Source organism: Stenotrophomonas sp. Ste96 (assembly GCF_024519495.1).
Lineage (GTDB): Bacteria > Pseudomonadota > Gammaproteobacteria > Xanthomonadales > Xanthomonadaceae > Stenotrophomonas > Stenotrophomonas bentonitica_A.
Window position 1 is genome coordinate 107303 of sequence record NZ_JALJRX010000008.1, and the last position, 17718, is coordinate 125020.

16 protein-coding genes and 2 riboswitches are annotated in these 17718 nt (G+C 68.2%); of the genes, 7 read left to right on the forward strand and 9 right to left on the reverse strand.

Translation table 11 applies throughout. The features are described from left to right. The first annotated feature begins 98 nt into the window (after positions 1-98). The 4 genes from OC373_RS16960 to OC373_RS16975 all read left to right on the forward strand — a co-directional run bounded on the left by OC373_RS16960 (position 99) and on the right by OC373_RS16975 (position 4786). Positions 99-2597: a DNA topoisomerase I gene (locus OC373_RS16960; protein WP_046272835.1), complete on the forward strand. Its 2499-nt coding sequence runs from the start codon at positions 99-101 to the stop codon at positions 2595-2597. A 102-nt stretch (positions 2598-2699) separates the two neighbouring features. Continuing rightward, positions 2700-3260: a Sua5/YciO/YrdC/YwlC family protein gene (locus OC373_RS16965; protein ID WP_261998147.1), complete on the forward strand. Its 561-nt coding sequence runs from the start codon at positions 2700-2702 to the stop codon at positions 3258-3260. Positions 3261-3303: 43 nt separating this feature from the next. Further along, positions 3304-4107: a DUF4124 domain-containing protein gene (locus tag OC373_RS16970; protein ID WP_261998148.1), complete on the forward strand. Its 804-nt coding sequence runs from the start codon at positions 3304-3306 to the stop codon at positions 4105-4107. A 25-nt stretch (positions 4108-4132) separates the two neighbouring features. Further along, entirely contained in the window at positions 4133-4786 is a 654-nt protein-coding gene (locus OC373_RS16975) for a DUF4124 domain-containing protein (RefSeq protein WP_261998149.1), read from the forward strand. 111 nt (positions 4787-4897) lie between these two features. Here the strand turns inward: OC373_RS16975 and OC373_RS16980 are convergent, their stop codons facing one another. Next, positions 4898-5674, reverse strand: a complete 777-nt coding sequence (locus OC373_RS16980; RefSeq protein WP_019183576.1) for an SDR family oxidoreductase — start codon at positions 5672-5674, stop codon at positions 4898-4900. Positions 5675-5828: 154 nt separating this feature from the next. Between OC373_RS16980 and OC373_RS16985 the strand changes: the two genes are divergently transcribed. Next, complete coding sequence (locus tag OC373_RS16985; RefSeq protein WP_019183575.1) at positions 5829-6065, forward strand: hypothetical protein; 237 nt, start codon at positions 5829-5831, stop codon at positions 6063-6065. 73 nt (positions 6066-6138) lie between these two features. Here the strand turns inward: OC373_RS16985 and sppA are convergent, their stop codons facing one another. The 4 genes from sppA to OC373_RS17005 all read right to left on the reverse strand — a co-directional run bounded on the left by sppA (position 6139) and on the right by OC373_RS17005 (position 11167). Further along, a complete protein-coding gene (sppA, locus tag OC373_RS16990; RefSeq protein ID WP_261998150.1) occupies positions 6139-8046 on the reverse strand; it encodes a signal peptide peptidase SppA in 1908 nt (635 codons plus the stop codon). Positions 8047-8121: 75 nt separating this feature from the next. Beyond that, entirely contained in the window at positions 8122-9486 is a 1365-nt protein-coding gene (locus OC373_RS16995; protein ID WP_019183573.1) for an MATE family efflux transporter, read from the reverse strand. A gap of 120 nt (positions 9487-9606) precedes the next feature. Next, complete coding sequence (locus OC373_RS17000) at positions 9607-10170, reverse strand: DUF3106 domain-containing protein (RefSeq protein ID WP_070426045.1); 564 nt, start codon at positions 10168-10170, stop codon at positions 9607-9609. Further along, a complete protein-coding gene (locus OC373_RS17005; RefSeq protein ID WP_261998151.1) occupies positions 10163-11167 on the reverse strand; it encodes a hypothetical protein in 1005 nt (334 codons plus the stop codon). Before OC373_RS17005 ends, OC373_RS17000 begins: the two co-directional genes overlap by 8 nt. Positions 11168-11604: 437 nt before the next feature. Between OC373_RS17005 and OC373_RS17010 the strand changes: the two genes are divergently transcribed. Next, positions 11605-13785, forward strand: a complete 2181-nt coding sequence (locus OC373_RS17010; protein ID WP_261998163.1) for a primosomal protein N' — start codon at positions 11605-11607, stop codon at positions 13783-13785. Positions 13786-13799: 14 nt separating this feature from the next. Here OC373_RS17010 and OC373_RS17015 read toward each other — a convergent pair whose 3' ends face one another. Both OC373_RS17015 and OC373_RS17020 read right to left on the reverse strand, forming a co-directional pair. Further along, entirely contained in the window at positions 13800-14420 is a 621-nt protein-coding gene (locus OC373_RS17015) for a glutathione S-transferase (RefSeq protein ID WP_019183569.1), read from the reverse strand. Between the two features lie 74 nt (positions 14421-14494). Continuing rightward, complete coding sequence (locus OC373_RS17020; RefSeq protein ID WP_019183568.1) at positions 14495-15256, reverse strand: NYN domain-containing protein; 762 nt, start codon at positions 15254-15256, stop codon at positions 14495-14497. A 162-nt stretch (positions 15257-15418) separates the two neighbouring features. Here OC373_RS17020 and OC373_RS17025 point away from each other — a divergent pair, with 162 nt between their 5' ends. Next, positions 15419-16711: an NAD(P)/FAD-dependent oxidoreductase gene (locus OC373_RS17025; RefSeq protein WP_261998152.1), complete on the forward strand. Its 1293-nt coding sequence runs from the start codon at positions 15419-15421 to the stop codon at positions 16709-16711. 58 nt (positions 16712-16769) lie between these two features. On the opposite strand, the gene OC373_RS17030 is transcribed toward OC373_RS17025, so the two are convergent. Together OC373_RS17030 and OC373_RS17035 are read right to left on the reverse strand one after the other, a co-directional pair. Further along, positions 16770-17114, reverse strand: coding sequence for a ribonuclease E inhibitor RraB (locus OC373_RS17030; RefSeq protein ID WP_088433651.1), 345 nt, complete (start codon positions 17112-17114; stop codon positions 16770-16772). Positions 17115-17200: 86 nt separating this feature from the next. Continuing rightward, positions 17201-17470 (reverse strand): GIY-YIG nuclease family protein, encoded by a 270-nt coding sequence (locus OC373_RS17035; protein ID WP_070426048.1) that lies wholly within the window; start codon positions 17468-17470, stop codon positions 17201-17203. A gap of 44 nt (positions 17471-17514) precedes the next feature. After that, a riboswitch (glycine riboswitch) is annotated at positions 17515-17597 on the forward strand. Positions 17598-17617: 20 nt separating this feature from the next. Continuing rightward, positions 17618-17709: riboswitch (glycine riboswitch) on the forward strand. Positions 17710-17718 lie beyond the last annotated feature (9 nt).

Below are 17718 nucleotides of genomic sequence, written 5' to 3' on the forward strand. Positions count from 1 at the left end.
TTCGGTTTATGTATATCGCCCGCGCCGCTTCACTAATGCGGCCATTTGCTCCACCCTAGCGGCCCTCCCCGGGGCCCTGCCCATAGAATCCTGACGCCATGCCCAAGCACCTGCTCATCGTCGAATCGCCCGCCAAGGCCAAGACGATCAACAAATACCTCGGCAAGGACTTCACCGTCCTGGCCTCGTATGGGCATGTGCGCGACCTGGTGCCCAAGGAAGGTGCGGTCGACCCCGACAACAACTTCGCGATGCGCTACGACCTCATCGAGAAGAACGAAAAGCACGTCGATGCCATCGTCAAGGCCGCCAAGGGCGCCGATGACATCTTCCTGGCGACCGATCCGGATCGCGAGGGGGAAGCGATCAGCTGGCACATCGCTGAAATCCTGCGCGAGCGCGGCCTGGTCAAGGACAAGCCGATGCAGCGCGTGGTCTTCACCGAGATCACCCCGCGCGCCATCAAGGAAGCGATGGGCCACCCGCGCGAGATCGCCGGCGACCTGGTCGATGCGCAGCAGGCACGCCGCGCGCTGGACTATCTGGTCGGTTTCAACCTGTCCCCGGTGCTGTGGCGCAAGGTGCAGCGCGGCCTGTCCGCCGGCCGTGTGCAGAGCCCGGCACTGCGCATGATCGTCGAGCGCGAAGAAGAGATCGAAGCCTTCATCGCCCGCGAGTACTGGAGCATCGACGCGCTGTGCGCGCATCCCTCCCAGCACTTCAATGCGCGCCTGATCAAGCTGGACGGCCAGAAGTTCGAACAGTTCACCGTGACCGACGGCGACACCGCCGAGGCCGCGCGCATGCGCATCCAGCAGGCCGCCCAGGGCGCCCTGCACGTCACCGACGTGGTCAGCAAGGAGCGCAAGCGCCGCCCGGCCCCGCCGTTCACCACCTCCACCCTGCAGCAGGAAGCGTCGCGCAAGCTCGGCTTCACCACGCGCAAGACCATGCAGGTCGCGCAGAAGCTGTATGAAGGCGTGGCGATCGGTGAGGAAGAAGGCACGGTCGGCCTGATCTCGTACATGCGTACCGACTCGGTGAACCTCTCCCAGGACGCGCTGGCCGAGATCCGCGACGTGATCGCGCGCGACTTCGGCATCGCCTCGCTGCCGGACCAGCCCAACACCTACCAGACCAAATCCAAGAACGCCCAGGAAGCGCACGAAGCCGTGCGTCCGACCTCGGCGCTGCGTACCCCTGCCCAGGTGGCACGCTTCCTCACCGACGACGAGCGCAAGCTGTACGAGCTGATCTGGAAACGCGCCGTCGCCTGCCAGATGATTCCGGCCACGCTCAATACCGTCAGCGTGGACCTGTCGGCCGGCAGCGAGCACGTGTTCCGCGCCAGCGGCACCACCGTGGTCGTGCCCGGCTTCCTGGCCGTGTACGAAGAAGGCAAGGACAACAAGAGTGCCGAGGACGACGATGAAGGCCGCAAGCTGCCGGCGATGAAGCCCGGCGACCGCGTGCCACTCGAGCGCATCCTGGCCGAACAGCACTTCACCCAGCCGCCGCCGCGCTTCACCGAAGCGGCGCTGGTCAAGGCGCTCGAAGAATATGGCATCGGCCGTCCGTCGACCTACGCCTCGATCATCCAGACCCTGCTGTTCCGCAAGTACGTGGAGATGGAAGGCCGCAGCTTCCGCCCGTCCGACGTGGGCCGCGCGGTCTCCAAGTTCCTGTCCAGCCATTTCACCCAGTACGTGGATTACGACTTCACCGCCAAGCTCGAAGATGAGCTCGATGCGGTGTCGCGTGGCGAGGAAGACTGGATCCCGCTGATGGCGCGCTTCTGGGAACCGTTCCACAAGCTGGTCGGCGAGAAGAACGAATCGGTCGACCGCGCCGAGGCCAGTGGCGCGCGCGAGCTCGGCACCGACCCCAAGACCGGCAAGCCGGTCAGCGTGCGCCTGGGCCGCTTCGGGCCCTACGCGGCGATCGGCAGCACCGCCGAAGATGCCGAGGACAAGCCCAAGTTCGCCTCGCTGCGCCCCGGCCAGTCGATGCACACCATCTCCCTGGAAGACGCGCTGGAGCTGTTCCTGATGCCGCGTGCGCTCGGCCAGGACAAGGATGAGGACGTCAGCGTCGGCATCGGTCGCTTCGGTCCGTTTGCCAAGCGCGGCAGCACCTATGCCTCGCTGAAGAAGGAAGACGACCCGTACACGATCGACCTGGCCCGCGCCGTGTTCCTGATCGAAGAGAAGGAAGAGATCGCGCGCAACCGGATCATCAAGGAATTCGAGGGCAGCGAGATCCAGGTGCTGAACGGTCGCTTCGGCCCGTACATCAGCGACGGCAAGATGAACGGCAAGATCCCGAAGGATCGGGAGCCGGCGTCGCTGACCCTGGCCGAGGTGCAGAAGCTGATGGAAGAAACCGGCAAGCCGGTGCGCAAGGGCTTCGGCAAGAAGGCCGCCAAGAAGGTCGTGGCCAAGAAGGCACCGGCCAAGAAAGCCGCTGCCGGTGAAGCGACCAAGAAGACCGCCACCAAGAAGGCGGTGAAGAAGGTCGCCAAGAAAGCCACGGCGAAGAAGGCGACCAAGAAGGTGGCCAAGAAAGCGGTGAAGAAGGCCGTCAAAAAGGCCTCCTGACCCCCTTGGGCAGGTCACGTCACGTGAACCTGCCTGCGGCCGGGTTGACCCCTCCCGCCACGGCGGGAGGATAATGCGGGCCATGCATCCGGCCCGCCTGCCATGAACGAACTCACTGTGGACACTGCCCTGCCCGTGCTGCGCGCTGGCGGGGTGATCGCCTATCCCACCGAAGCGGTCTGGGGCCTGGGCTGCGACCCCGCGCACGAGGCGGCCGTGATGAAGCTGCTGCAGCTCAAGCAGCGGCCGGTCGAAAAAGGCATGATCCTCGTCGCCGCCGATCCGGCCCAGCTGGAAGGGTGGGTGCGGATGGAGGTCCTGCCCTTGGACCGCCAAAGCGCAGTGCTGGCCAGCTGGCCCGGTGCCAATACCTGGATCCTGCCCGCCGGCGTTCGCGCGCCGCGCTGGATCACCGGCGAACACAGCGGCATCGCCGTACGGATCAGCGCCCACCCGCTGGTCGCCGCGCTCTGCCGTGCCTGGGGCGGGCCACTGGTCTCCACCAGTGCCAACCTTGCCGGCGAGCCGCCGGCACGCACGCGTGCCGAGCTGGACCCGCGCCTGCTGGCCCTGCTCGATGGCCTGATCGATGGCCAGACCGGTGGCCTGGCACAGCCCACGCCGATCCGCGATGCGCTCAGCGGCCAGGTGTTGCGCAGCTGAGCCGCCTTTTGCGCGCAGGCAGGCAAACCCGCACACTGGCTGCATGACCCTGCGCCCTGCCCTGTGGTTGGCCCTGCTCGCACTGGTGGGCCCTGTGCTGCCCGCTGCGGCGCAGAACGACAACGTACGCATCTATCGCTGCGTCGGCAGCAACGGCGCCGTCTCGCTGCAGGACGCGCCGTGCCGCGAGGGCCGACAGCAGGTCCGCGACCTGCAGCGCCCACGCGACCCGGCCCCGCAGGTCGTTCGCAGCAACCGCGCGCCCGAGCCGACGCCTGCACCGCGCGCGCCGGACCGCGAGGTGCGTTACGTGCACGTGCAGCCGCCGCAGCCGATGTACGAATGCACCACCAGCGAGGGCGACAGCTACGTCAGCGACAGCAATGAAGGCAATCCGCGCTGGGTGCCGATCTGGACCGAGGCCTATCTGCCGTATCCGCCTGGCCCGCGGCCGCCCTCGGGCAGCCATCCACCCTCACGGCCGTTGCCACCGATCATGCCGATGGGCAGCGGCCCGGTGCGCAGCAGTGCAGGCTCGCTCTCCGTCAGTGGCGGCGGCTCACGGGTCGGCGGCAGCATCAACATCGGCGGTGGCAGCTCGCAGTGGGAAGGCGGTGGCTATCCGTACCCGGGCGTGGGGAACAGCGTGGTGGTACCGGCCGGCAACGTGCTGGTGCGCGATGAATGTCATGCCCTGCCCGCGCAGGAGGTCTGCTCGCGGTTGAAAGACCGGCGCTGGGACCTGATCCGCCGCTACAACAGTGCGCTGCAGAGCGAGCGCGACGCGCTGACCCGCGAGCAGCGCGGGATCGATGCACGCCTGGACCAGGACTGCGGCGGCCACTGAGCGCGCTGCGCTCTACACTGATGCGATGAAACGACGGTTCCTGCTGCCCCTGCTGTTCGTGTCCTTGCCCGCTGCGGCAGACGAGGCGGTGTTCTTCCGCTGCACCGATGCAGGCGGCAACCTCACCATCCAGAGCGTGGCCTGTCCCGCCGGCAGCGAACAGCGCATCCAGCGGATCAGCGCGCCGGTGCGTGGCGCCGCCGTGGCCGAGGCAGCGCCGTCCGTGCCCACCACCGCGCACACCATGCCACCGCTGCCGCAGGCGGGCGATGAGGAAAGCGGCCTGCTCGACAGTGCAGCCCCGCGCCCGGAACCGCCGGTGGCCGAGCACGACGCTGCAGGGCCGCCCAAGCCGCCGCTGCCGGACATTTACCAATGCGTCTCCGCAGAAGGTGTTCGTTACCTGCATGAGCGCGAACCGGCCCCGTCACGGTGCGAATCGCTGGCCCTGACCGGGCTGGGTGGCAGCCAGGCACCAGGCAATGCGGCCAGCTGCGAAGTGGTCCGCGATGCCTGCGAGCCGGTGGCCGAGGCGCAGCGCTGCAGCAGCTGGCAGCAGCGCTTCCGCGACGCGCGCGGCCGCGAGCGCTTTGCTGCGCCGGAGAATCAGGCCGCTGCAACCGCCGAACGCGCGCGCCTGGAAGCGGTGCTGGCCGACAGCGATTGCCCGGTCCCGTGACCCGGCTTGCCCGCGTCGTGACGGGATTGACCGTGCGCCATGACCGCGTGCTGCCGCGCACCCCGTGAGCTGCCACGCACTGTGTGATCGGTAGTGCCGGCCGCTGGCGGCTCAGAACCCGTAGCGCAGGAACCCGCCATCCACCGCGATGCACTCACCAGTGACGTAGCTGGAGGCCGGCAGGCACAGGAAGCCGACGGCGGCAGCGACTTCTTCCGGCTCGCCGATGCGCCGCATCGGGGTGCGGTCGATCACCTGCTCGTAGTAATCCGGATCCGACAACGGCCCTGAGGTCCGCCGGGTGCGGATGTACCACGGCGCCACCGCGTTGACGCGGATGCCATCCTCGGCCCACTCCACGGCCAGGTTGCGGGTCATCTGGTGCATGGCGGCCTTGGTCATTCCATACACCGCGCCGCTGCGTACGTGGGTCAGGCCGGAGACGCTGCCGACGTTGACGATGGCCGAAGCCGCATGCCGCGCCAGCAGCGGGTGCGCGTAGCGCGACAGCTCGAAGGCCGAGAACAGGTTGGTCTCGAAGATCCCGCGCCATTCGTCCTCGGTGTATTCGGTGGCCGGCTTGCTGATGTTGCCGCCGGCATTGTTGACCAGGATGTGCAGCCCATCGCTGTGGTCTTCCACCCAGTCCAGGATCTCGCGGCGATCTTCATCATCGGAGACGTCGGCGGCCAGGCCGTGGATCTCACGGTCCGGGAAGGCATCGGCGAGCTCGTCGCGCGCCATCTCCAGCGCATCGGCATCACGGCCCACGATCAGCAGGTCCGCACCGAAGCCCAGCAGTTCGCGCGCGATCGCCAAGCCGATGCCGGCGCTGGCGCCGGTGATCAATGCGGTCTGTCCATCCAGTCGCCAACGTTGCGCGCTCACGTGCTTCTCCTGCGGTAATCCATGGAATGCGGCACCGGTCGTGCTGCGCGGATAGGATAACGCGCGATGGCCGGCACGCCGGGCGCCATCACGCGCGGGGCGCGAGGCGGTGGGACACTGGTCCTCTGCCACCGGCTCACCGAGGGAGGTTGCCATGACGATCCGTACTGCCCTGCCGCTGCTCGCGATGCTCGCGCTGAGCGCCTGCAACCGGCCGGTGCCCCCGGCACCGGACACGCCGCCGGAACCGCAGGCGACCGCACTGCGCGATGCGATCCACGATCCGATCGACCGCGCCAAGGGCGTGGGTGATACGTTGCAGAAGACCGCCGACGCTCAAGCCGCCGAGGTGGACCGCGCTACCGGCGATGCGCCACCGCCCAGCCCCTGACCCCATCGGCCGGATGGCAGAACGCCCGGCACAGGCCGGGCGTTCGGGTGTCACACAGCACCGCTGAAGCCGCTTACAGCCCGCAGAAGCAGTACACCAGCGTCTTGACCGGCGCGGCGTTGTTGCGCGGGTCACGCGCGGCCTCTTCGACAAAGCGCAGCTGGGTGTCCAGCTCCGGCATCGAACGGGCCAGCATCAGCCGGGCCATGCCCGATTCGCCCAGCATCCAGGCACCGGCATGGCTGCTGGCGAAGCCGCTGAGGAACTGCGCGAACGGCGTGGCCGCCTTCTCGATGTAACGCACGCGGAACTTGCCGGCGTCGCCGAGCTTGGCACGGCTGGCGGCATCGGCCACCGCGGCCTTCAAGCCACCGAAGTCATCCACCAGGCCGCGTTCCTTGGCCTGCGCACCGCTCCACACCCGGCCGCGGGCGACTTCATCGACCGCTTCCACCGGCTTGTTGCGCGCGGCGGCGACCTTGCCGGTGAAATCGGCGTAGCCCTTGTTGATCACCGACTGGATCACCTGGCCCACGGCCGGATCCATCGGGCGGGTGATGTCGAACGCACCGGCGAAACGGGTGGTGCCCACGCCGTCGGTATGCACGCCGATCTTGTCCAGCGAGCGCGCCACGTTCGGGATCATGCCGAAGATGCCGATGGAACCGGTGATCGTGGAGGGATCGGCGTAGATGCGATCAGCGTTCATGCTGATCCAGTAGCCGCCCGAGGCAGCCAGGTCGCCCATCGAGACCACCACCGGCTTGCCGGCTTCCTTCAGCGCGACCACTTCGCGGCGGATCTGTTCGGAGGCGAACACTTCACCACCCGGCGAGCTCACGCGCAGCACCACGGCCTTCACGTCCTTGTCGTCGCGCGCTTCGCGCAGCAGCGCCGAGGTCGACTCGCCACCGATGCGGCCGGCCGGCAGATCGCCACCGGAGATTTCACCGGACGCCACGATCACCGCCACCTGCGGACGCGAATCCACCGGCGAGCGACGGCCATCCAGCACGCTCAGGTAGGCGTCGAGATTGACGTTGCGGTAGCCACCGTCGGCGTCATCGTCGGCGATGCCACGCTCGGTCAGCAGGGTGTCCACTTCCTCGCGCGTCTTCAGGCCGTCCACCAGCTTCTGCTGCAGGGCGAACTTGGCCAGGTCGCCACCGGCGGCAGCGATCCCTTCGGGCATGGTGTCGATGCCGGCGGCCAGCTGTGCCGGATCGAGCTTGCGTGCCTTGGCGATGTCGGCCAGGTAGCGCTGCCACACATCGTTCATCCAGAACAGATCGGCTTCCTTGGCCTGCGGCGAGGCGGCATCGAGCACATACGGCTCGGCGGCCGACTTGTACTCGCCCACCTTGAACAGGTGCACGTCCACGCCCAGCTTGTCCTGCAGGCCGGTGCGGAAGTACTGGCGGTAGCGGCCCAGGCCCTCGAGCACCACGCCGCCCATCGGGTCCAGGTAGACCTCATCGGCCTGCGAAGCGAGCAGGTACTGCGACTGGCTCATGTTCTCGCTGAAGGCCACCACCTGCTTGCCGGCGGCGCGCAGCTCCTGCAGCGCGACGGTCACTTCGCGCATGGAAGCGAAGCCGCTCGGCTGCAGCTTGTCCAGCTCCAGCACCACGCGCTCGATCTTCTTGTCGGTCTTTGCCGCCTCCAGCGCGCGGATCAGATCGCGCAGCTGGATCTCATCGGCGCCCTTGTCACCCACTGCCTTGCCCAGCGCGCGGCTGACCGGATCGGCGCTGAACTGCTCGACCAGCCGGCCTTCCGGTGCGATCACCAGGGTCGTGCGGTCCTGCAGCGAGGCCTTGGAGGTCGCGCTCTTGCCCATCGCGACGATGAACAGGATCAGGATCAGGAACAGCAGGCCGAAGAACACCAGGTTGAGGATCAGCCGGCGGGTAAAGTTCATCACATCCCACAGCCCGATGAAGAAGCTGGCGACGGGATTGCGACGCGCGGGTTGGTTCATGGGGGTAACTCCAGAGTGGCTTCTTGCCGTGGTGCCAGAATAGCCGGTGCCGGGCGCGCCGGCATCGGACACAAGTCAGGGTGTCGAAGGGAGACCGGCGCGGGCGCTGCTCACGCGCAGGCGCCAGCCCATCAGGATCGCGGCCGCGGTCAGGCCCAGGATGAGGCCCAGCCACATGCCCTGCGGGCCCATGCCCAGGCCGAGACCCAGCCCGGCGCCAAGCGGCATGCCCAGGCCCCAGTACGAGAACATGGCGATGAACATCGGCACGCGGGTGTCCTTCAGCCCGCGCAATGCGCCGGCCGAGAGCACCTGGATGCCATCCGGGAACTGGAACGCCGCCGCGTACAGCAACAGCGTCGAGGCCAGTGCGGCTACGCCCATGTCGGCCGTGTAGACGCCGACGATGGCGTCATGGCCAAACAGCAGCACCAGCGCCGAGAGCGTCTGCGTGCCGAGGATGATCACCAGCCCGGCGATCGCCGCGCGGCGCACGCCCAGCCCGTTGCCGCTGCCGACCGCATGGCCGACCCGTACCGTGGTGGCCTCGGCCACGCCCATCGGGATCATGAAGCACAGCTGCGCGACGTTGATGGCGATCTGGTGCGAGGCGGCTTCGGTGGCGCCGAGGCGACCGATCAGCAGCGCGGTGACGATGAACAACCCACCTTCCATCAGCACGGTGATGCCGATCGGCAGGCCGGTCCGCAGCAGGTCCCAGATCGCCGACCAGCGCGGCGCTTCGAGATGCGAAAACAGCTGCAGGTGGGCGAAACGCTTGGTCTTCCACAGATAACCGGCAAAGCACAGCGCCTGCAGCCACATCATGATCGCCGAGGCCATGCCCAGGCCTTCGGCGCCCAGCTCGGGGAAGCCGAGCTTGCCGTAACACAGCACATAGCCCAGCGGCGCGAGCACCAGCAGGCCGCCGAAGCCGAGCAGCATCGTCGGCAGCGTCCAGTGCATGCCTTCGCTGAGGTAGCGCATGCAGAAGTACAGGGTCAGCGCCGGCCCGCCCCAGCGCACCGCGTGCAGGAACGCGGTCGCGCCCGGCACGATGTCCGGCGCGATGCCGAACGCGGGGAGCAGCGGCGGCACCACCGTGAGGAAGGTGAACATGATCAGGCCCAGGCCGAGCGCCAGCCACAGGGCCTGGCGGAACAGCGGGCCGATCTCGCGCTCGCGGCCGGCGCCATGCAGCTGCGACACCGAGGCGGTCAGCGAAATCAGCGTGCCGATCGGGATCAGCATCGGCAGCCACAGCAGCGCCGTACCGATGGTGACGGCGGCGAGCGTGTGGGTGCCGTGGTGACCGGCGATCACGTTGTCGACGAAGGAAATCAGGCCGGTGGAGACGTGGCCCAGAACCAGCGGCAGCGCGAGCAGACCGGTGGCGCGCACTTCCCGGGAGAGGCGCGGCGTGGAGGAAGCGGTAGACATGGGAGTCACAGACGGCAACTACGGTCGCGCGCGGAGGGCACAGGCACCGGGTTGCGGCCCGCCATCTTACGCGCGCGGCGGGGGAAAAGCCGCGCTTTCAGGTAAACGGAGACGAACCCGTCAGTGCCCCACGTGCTCGCGCAGCCAGGTGTCGCGTGCGGTGGGGGCAACCCCCAGGAACTCGGCGCGCACGCGGTCGCGGTCCTGCGGCGGGGTGCGCTGGGCCACCAGCGTGAGCTGGGTCAGCTGGGAAGGCGTGAGCTGGCGCAGCACGGCCAACGCGGTGGGACGCTGCTCGGCCGGCAGATAGCCGAACAGGCCCTGCAGTTTGGTGAACTCGTGGCCGAGCTGCGGGCCAAGCAGCCAGCCGTCGCGGAAGCGCTGGTCCTGCTCGGCGAAGCGCTGGCGCAGCGCCTGCTGCTGGGCCGGAGGCAGCGCCGCCACGCGCGCCGCGGCGGCACGCACGCGGGCACGCTCGCCCTCGCTCATGGCCTGCCAGGCGGCATAGCGGCTGCGCAGTTCACGCAGCTGGGCCGGGTCCAGCGCCGCAGGCGTGGCCGGGATCGCCGGGGCGGTGGCACTGGCAGGCGCGGGCACCGCCAGCGGCACTTCAACCCGGTTGGGGGCGGCGATGGCCGCACTGGAGAGCCCGAGGGCGATCAGCAGGAAGGCAGGCTTACTCATCGGCGGCAGCCGTCTCCAGGCCGGCGGTGGCGGGTTCGGGGCGGCTCGGCTGGGCCTGCGATTCGTCGACCGGGACCGGGCCACCGGCGGCGAACCAGGCGTACAGATCGGCATCACGGGCGGTCGGCAGGTCCGGGTCGGCCAGCATCGCCGCATCACTGGCGGCGTACGGCGAGGCAGCCGGGGCCATGCTCGGCAGATCGTCAGCCGGGAGCGCTTCGACCTTCACCGGGCCCGCATCGGCGACCGCGCCTTCGGGGGTATCCATCACGGGGTCGCCGGCCTGGCGGGCGTGTTTCCACCAGGCGGCACCGCCCAGCAGCACGCCGACGGTCACGGCCACGATCAGCACGCCCTTCCATGGGAAACGGCGGCCGCGTTGGCGCCTGACCGGGCGGCGCTGGGCGGGGGCATCGGACTTGGCCGGGGTGCGCCAGGACGCTGCGTCCGATGGCTGGCTGGCCGGGGCGGCCACCGGTTGCTGCAGCCGCTGCAGACGGCTGGCGGGCAGATCCCGGATGCGCAACTGGACCTGCTCGGCCAGGGCGCGCCAGCCAGCGGCATCGGGATTGCCATGGGCATCGCGCGGGCAGGCATCGGCCAGGGCGTGCTGGTAGTCGGCCATCGGCAGATCCAGGACCTGTGCGGCAGCGGCTTCATCCAGCCCGCCGCCGATCCGCAGCACGAACGCCAGCCGTGCCGGCGGGGCCAGCCCGGCCAGATGCGCCAGCGGCGCCGGCCACTGGCCTGCGGCCGGGTCCCGCAACGGTGCGCGGTGCACCAGCAGCGACCAGAACCGCTCCGGCCACTGGGCCATGGGCAGGTCGCTGGCGATCCCGGCAAAGGCGCGCATGACCGCGACCAGGGCCTGCTCGGCCACGGTCGGGTCGCCGCACTGCAGCTCGGCCACGACCAGGGCCCGGCGTTCAACGCCACGAAGAAATGCCGACAGCGCGCCGGCTGCGGTAGAGGAAACAGGGGCGGGCGCAGCCGTCATAGCAACTCCATCATTGTGGGGAAATGATAGCGATTGCGTCACTGCTGCGGCGCGCGGATGTTCATTTCCTGTGAGCGGCCACGGTCTGCAAAGCGTTCCGGTGGAAAAGGTTGTGCACAGCACCACGAAAAACCGGGGTAGAACCGCAGGTGAGGCCCACGTCAAGTCTGTTTCAACTTTGTTTCACAGCTATCTTGTTGTTTTTATTGATTATTGTTTCTTGGCTATTTTTTGACCAACCTGAGCAGAACATCGGAAGTTCCTGACGCAAGGCGGTCACATACGCAATGGCACACAGACTTATCCACAGAAGATGTGGATAAGCCTGAATCTCCAATCAACTCGGATATTTAGGTGGGATTTATGATTCGGCGCGCACCTGGTTGAGACGGTGAATGGGCGTGATCCGCGTCCACCTGCCCCGCTACACTGGCCCGATGACCTCCTCGTCTTCGACCCTGCGCGTCGCCCTGCCGGTGCCGCTGCCGCAACTGTTCGACTACGCCCCGCCGCCTGGGCCGGTCCCGGACCCCGGAATGACCGGGCAACGGGTACGGGTGCCGTTCGGCTCCCGCGAGCTGGTGGGGGTGGTGGCCGGGATCGGTCAGGTGGAGGATCCCGGCAGCCTGCGCGCGGCGATCGAGTGGATCGACACCACGCCGCTGCTGACCGGCGAGCTGTGGCGCTCGCTGCAGTGGCTGGCGCGCTACACCCATGCGCCGCTGGGCGAGGTGATCAGTACGGGCCTGCCCGGCCCGCTGCGGCGCGGTGAAGCAGTGCCGGACACCCATCAGTGGGGCTGGCAGCTCACCAACGCCGGGCACGACCCGCAGCCGAAGTTGCGCAACGGCACCCGCCCGCAGCGACTGGCCGAGTGCCTGGCCGAGGGGGTGGTGAACGAAGACCGCCTGGATACGTTGATGGACGACTGGCGCAGCGCCGCCCGCTCGCTGGCCAAGCGCGGGCTGGTTGAACGGATCGCGCTGGCCCATTCGCCGGCCGTGGCCTCGCCCGCAGGCGGCCCCGCGCCCAACGCCGAACAGGCCGACGCGATCGCCGCGATCACCGCCGCCGACGGCTTTGCCGCCTACCTCCTCGATGGCGTGACCGGCAGTGGCAAGACCGAGGTCTACCTGCAGGCGATCGTGGCGTGCCTTGCGCGTGGCAAGCAGGCGCTGGTGCTGGTGCCGGAGATCGGGCTGACCCCACAGACGCTGTCGCGCTTCCGCAACCGCCTGGGCATTCCGGTGCATGTGCTGCACTCGGGCCTGAACGACAACGAGCGTGCCCGCGTGTGGGCGGCTGCCGCGCGGGGTGAAGCGCAGGTCATCGTCGGCACGCGCTCGGCGGTATTCACCCCGCTGCCGAATGCGGGTCTGATCGTGATCGACGAAGAGCACGACGGCAGCTACAAGCAACAGGACGGCATCCGCTACCACGCGCGGGATTTCGCGCTGGTGCGCGCCAAGGCACTGGACGTGGCGGTGGTGCTCGGCAGTGCCACGCCGTCGCTGGAATCGCTGCACAACGCGCAGGCCGGCCGCTACACCCACCTGCGCCTGAAGCAGCGCGCGGGCGCGGCGCGGCCCCCCGTGGTGCGCGTGCTCGACGTGCGCAAACGGCCGCTGCGCGATGGGCTATCGCCGGAGGTACTGGCCGGCATCACCCAGCATCTGCAGGCCGGGCACCAGGTGCTGGTGTTCAAGAACCGCCGCGGCTATGCACCCGTGCTGCTCTGCCATGACTGCGGTTGGACCGCCCCGTGCCAGCGCTGCGATGCGCCGATGACCGTGCACGCCGGCGGCCGCCGCCTGCAGTGCCATCACTGTGGCGCACGCCAGTCCGCGCCGCTGGCCTGCCCGGACTGCGGCAGCCTGGCGCTGCAGCCGCAGGGCATCGGGACGGAGCGGCTGGAAGAACATCTGGTCGAGGCCTTCCCGGATTTTCCGGTGATCCGCATCGACCGCGGCACCACCGGCAAGCGCGACGCGCTGGAGACCCAGTTGGCCTCGCTCGGCGATCGCGCGGGCATCCTGGTCGGCACGCAGATCCTGGCCAAGGGGCACGACCTGCCGAAGCTGACCCTGGTGGTCGTGGTCGGCATCGACGAAGGCCTGTTCTCGGCGGATTTCCGCGCCAGTGAAAAACTCGCACAGCAGCTGATCCAGGTCGCCGGCCGCGCCGGGCGCGCGGTGGATGCGGGGGAAGTCTGGCTGCAGACCCACCACCCGGGGCATCCGCTGCTGGAGACACTGGTCAACGGCGGGTATCACGCCTTTGCCCATGCGGAACTGCAGCAGCGCGAGGCGGCCGGTTTTCCGCCCTTCGCGCATCTGGCACTGCTGCGTGCCGAAGCGCAGCAGGTGGAGCATGCCAACGCGATGCTCAGTGCCGTGCGCGCGTTGATTCCCGACGATGCGGCGGTGGAACGCTATGGCCCGATGCCCGCGCCGATGCCGCGCCGCGCGGGCTACCAGCGCACCCAGTTGCTGCTGTCCTCACCGGCGCGGCGCCCGTTGCATGGTGTGCTGGACCAGGTGACGCCGCAGATTGCCGGCTTGCCGCAGGCACGCCGGGTACGCTGGTCGCTGGATGTGGATCCGATGGATCTGTATTAGCGCGGCACGGTCGCTCAGGTGAGCGCGGTCATGACCCCACGCTGATATGCCGGCCGCTGTTTCAGCCGTTCGTACCAGGCCGCCAGATGCGGCAGGTCCGGGCGCTGGATCGGCATCTCGAACCAGGCATAGATGAAGGCGCCCAGCGGAATATCCCCCATCGCGAACTGCTCACCGGACAGATACGGCTGCCGCGACAGGGCTTCATCGGCCATCGCCAGCAGCTCGCCGGAACGCACCAGTGCGGCAGCAATGCGCGCCTCGTCCCGATCCGCCGGCGCGGTCCGCAGCGTGCCCCAGAACAGATCGCGGAACACGCCGGCGAAGGTCGAGGTGGTCCAGTCCATCCACTTCTCCGACTGCGCGCGCGCCACCACGTCTTCCGGGTACAGCGTGCCCAGCGCGTAGCGCGCCGAGAGATAGCGCACGATCGTGTTGGATTCCCACAGCGGCAGGCCCTGGTCCTCGATCACCGGCACCAGCCCGTTCGGGTTCATCGCACGGTATTCCGGCGACTGCGTGCCACCGAAGGCACCGCCGACCTCGATCGACTCGTACGGCGCGCCGATCTCCTCGGCACACCACAGCACTTTGCGCACGTTGCTGGAATTGCGACGGCCCCAGATTTTCAGCATGATCGGATTCTCATATCGGGCGATGCGCGGCACGGGTCGCGCGGTGCGGATACGATACGCCGATCGGCGGGGGCTTACTTCGCCGCCTTCGCCGCGCTCTTCTTGGGCAGCGCGCGCACATAGGTCGATTTGCCGTCCTTCTTCATCTCGAACAAGCCGGTCGCGGCCAGCAGATCGCTGAGTTTGCTGTACCCGTAATTGCGCGAATCGAACGAGGCCTGGTTGCCGATCTGGCTACCGACCGGCCCCAGGTGCGACCAGCCATCCTCCGCTTCGGCCGACGTAACTGCGCGGCGCAGCATCTGCACCAAGCGGGTGTCGTTGCGCAGTTCGGGCCCGCTCTTTCGCGGGCGCGTTTCTTCGTTGTCCTGTTCCACCTCCTGATCGGCCGCATGCGGCTGGCCCAGCGCTTCGATGTAGGTGAACTTCGAGCACGCGTTGACGAACGGCTCGGGCGTTTTCTTCTCACCGAAGCCGTACACCTTGACCCCATCGGTCAGCAGGCGCATCACCAGCGGCGTGAAGTCGGCATCGCTGGAGACGATCGCAAAGCCGTCCAGATTGCGCGCGTACAGCATGTCCATCGCATCGATCACCATCGCCATGTCCGAGGCATTTTTGCCACGGCTGTAGGCGAACTGCTGGATCGGGCGGATCGCGTATTCGTGCAGCACCGATTCCCACCCTTTCAAGCGCGGGCTCTTCCAGTTGCCGTAGGCACGGCGGACATTGGCCACGCCGTAGCGGGCGACTTCGGCCAGCACCGCATCGATCTTGGAGGCGGGTGCGTTGTCGGCATCGATCAGCAGGGCGATGCGCTTTTCCGGTTCGGACATCTCGGTCTCCAGGGCGGGATCGGATCGGCCATCGGGCAAGCGCGATGGCCCCTGAACCCAGTATCGGCCATCGACGTGAACATCGCGCTTCACGTGCGACCATGGGCCGCATCACGAGACGACCTGCGCCGCCCCCCTCCGGCGCCCGCCAAGGAGTGAAGCATGACCCGCGATCCCACGCCCCACCTGCTCATCATCGGTGGTGGTTTTGCCGGCCTCTGGGCCACCCGTGCCCTTGCCTCGGCGCACGTGCGCATCACCCTGGTGGACCGTCGCAACCACCATCTGTTCCAGCCGCTGCTTTACCAGGTGGCCACCGCCGGCCTCTCGGCACCCGATATCGCCGCCCCGCTGCGCCACATCCTGGGCCATCAGCGCAACGTTGAAGTGCGCCTGGGTGAAGTCACTGGCATCGACAAGGCCGCACGCACTGCGACGCTGGCCGATGGCACGCAGATCGCCTACGACACGCTGATGCTGTGCACCGGCGCCACCCACGCCTACTTCGGTCACGACGAATGGGCCGCCGATGCGCCGGGCCTGAAAACGCTGGACGATGCCATCGCCCTGCGCCGCAAGCTGCTGCTCGCCTTCGAGCGCGCCGAGGCCGAACCCGATCCCGCGCGCAAGGCCGCCTGGCTCAGTTTCGCCGTCGTCGGCGGCGGCCCCACCGGGGTGGAACTGGCCGGCACGCTGGCCGAGATCGCCCGGCATACGCTGCGCAATGAGTTCCGCCATATCGATCCCGCCTCGGCCAGGGTGCGCTTGGTCGAGGCCGGCCCGCGCGTGTTGTCCACCTTCCCCGAGGTGCTCTCGCTCAAGGCGCGCCGCCAGCTGGAGAAACTGGGCGTGGAAGTGCTCACCGGTACGCCGGTGAGCGACATCAACGCCGAGGGCTTCCAGCTCGGCGAGCGCTTCGTCGAAGCGCGCACCGTGGTCTGGGCCGCCGGTGTCGCCGCCTCACCGCTGGCGCGCACGCTGGAGGTGCCCCTGGATCGCGCCGGCCGCGTGCCGGTGCAGCCCGATCTCACCCTGGACGGCCACCCGGAGATCTTCGTGGCCGGGGATCTGGCCGCATTGACCCAGGCCGATGGCAAGCCGGTACCCGGCGTTGCCCCGGCAGCCAAGCAGATGGGCAAGCACGTGGCGACCACGATCCAGGCGCGCCTGGCTGGCAAGCCTGCGCCAGGCCCGTTCAAGTACCAGGACTTCGGCAATCTGGCCACCATCGGCCGCATGGCCGCGATCGTCCACCTCGGCCGCCTGCAGCTCTCCGGCGTGCTGGCGTGGTGGTTCTGGCTGGCCGCGCACGTGTTCTTCCTGATCGGCTTCCGCAACCGCGTGGTGGTGCTACTGAACTGGGCAGTGGCGTACTGGAGCTACCAGCGCAGCGCGCGGATCATCTTCGGCGATGCGCAGGATGATCGCCGGCCGAAGCGACCGCCGACGCCCTGAGCGGTCGAGCGGCCACGGTGGCAGCCAGCCATGCCGGGCTGCCACACGGATGGGCCACTCAGCCCTGCGACAGACATCCCCAGCCATCAACCTGGCCGCTGTAGGACACCGCCTCGCTGGCCAGCAGGCCTTCGAAGCCCGAGATGTTCTGGTGGGTCGGCAGCATCAGCGGATGCACCACCACCTGCCACGGGTATTCGTCGTTGCCCTCGTAGGCAGCCAAGGACACCTTCTGCTCGTTCTTGAGCAGGTGCACGGCGAAGGCGATGGCCACGTCCTGGGTTGGGAAGATCAGCGCGAAATCCACCTCGCGCGGAATCGACAGGTCATCGCCATCCTGCAACATGTTCCAGAGCACATCGCCATTCTCATCTTCCGGGTACAACGACAGATCGCGGGACATGGCACTCCAGGGCTTGGGCAAGCGGATCAACGAACGAGGGTCGATGGTATGCCGCCAACGAAGACCCGAACAACCAGCACGCGGGGCTACATGGGATCGGGCAGCGCCAACCACGCCAGCTTTCGCTCGCGCGGTTGCCGCTTGAGCTGCCACTCGGCCTTCGACGCCGCGGCCCGGTCCGGGTAGGCGCGCATCGCCAGCACCCTCACCGGTGGGTGGGCCCGGGTGTATTTGGCCCCTTTGCCGGCGAGGTGGGCCTGGAAGCGCGCCTCCACGTCGTTGCTGATGCCGGCGTAATAGCTGCCATTGCGGCATTCAAGCAGGTACAGGTACCACAGGGCGGGTTCAGCGGGCATACCGGGATTATCCCCCGGCGCGGGCCCGGCGGCTGCTAGAATCCGCCCCGGATGCAGGAGAGAGGCGCCGCGCTGGCGCCCGCCGAAGGCGCAGGCTCCCATAATCGCTCAGGCCGGTGGCTCGATACGCCACCAACCATGCATCCGACACGCCGATCTGGAGAGAGGTCTTCAATGACCCGCCGAAGGGGCACGTGGCCTTGGCCACCGAACTCTCAGGCAAAAGGACAGCGGGAGCGGCAACGGAA

Excerpts from the sequence above, each read along its gene's own strand:
- OC373_RS16970 (WP_261998148.1), top strand. The coding sequence starts at position 3,304 with ATGACCCTGCGCCCTGCCCTGTGGTTGGCCCTGCTCGCACTGGTGGGC.
- OC373_RS17020 (WP_019183568.1), bottom strand. The coding sequence starts at position 15,256 with ATGTCCGAACCGGAAAAGCGCATCGCCCTGCTGATCGATGCCGACAAC.
- OC373_RS16965 (WP_261998147.1), top strand. The coding sequence starts at position 2,700 with ATGAACGAACTCACTGTGGACACTGCCCTGCCCGTGCTGCGCGCTGGC.
- OC373_RS17025 (WP_261998152.1), top strand. The coding sequence starts at position 15,419 with ATGACCCGCGATCCCACGCCCCACCTGCTCATCATCGGTGGTGGTTTT.
- OC373_RS17015 (WP_019183569.1), bottom strand. The coding sequence starts at position 14,420 with ATGCTGAAAATCTGGGGCCGTCGCAATTCCAGCAACGTGCGCAAAGTG.
- OC373_RS16985 (WP_019183575.1), top strand. The coding sequence starts at position 5,829 with ATGACGATCCGTACTGCCCTGCCGCTGCTCGCGATGCTCGCGCTGAGC.
- OC373_RS17035 (WP_070426048.1), bottom strand. The coding sequence starts at position 17,470 with ATGCCCGCTGAACCCGCCCTGTGGTACCTGTACCTGCTTGAATGCCGC.
- OC373_RS16960 (WP_046272835.1), top strand. The coding sequence starts at position 99 with ATGCCCAAGCACCTGCTCATCGTCGAATCGCCCGCCAAGGCCAAGACG.
- OC373_RS16995 (WP_019183573.1), bottom strand. The coding sequence starts at position 9,486 with ATGTCTACCGCTTCCTCCACGCCGCGCCTCTCCCGGGAAGTGCGCGCC.
- OC373_RS17030 (WP_088433651.1), bottom strand. The coding sequence starts at position 17,114 with ATGTCCCGCGATCTGTCGTTGTACCCGGAAGATGAGAATGGCGATGTG.
- OC373_RS17000 (WP_070426045.1), bottom strand. The coding sequence starts at position 10,170 with ATGAGTAAGCCTGCCTTCCTGCTGATCGCCCTCGGGCTCTCCAGTGCG.
- OC373_RS17010 (WP_261998163.1), top strand. The coding sequence starts at position 11,605 with ATGACCTCCTCGTCTTCGACCCTGCGCGTCGCCCTGCCGGTGCCGCTG.
- OC373_RS16975 (WP_261998149.1), top strand. The coding sequence starts at position 4,133 with ATGAAACGACGGTTCCTGCTGCCCCTGCTGTTCGTGTCCTTGCCCGCT.
- sppA (WP_261998150.1), bottom strand. The coding sequence starts at position 8,046 with ATGAACCAACCCGCGCGTCGCAATCCCGTCGCCAGCTTCTTCATCGGG.
- OC373_RS17005 (WP_261998151.1), bottom strand. The coding sequence starts at position 11,167 with ATGACGGCTGCGCCCGCCCCTGTTTCCTCTACCGCAGCCGGCGCGCTG.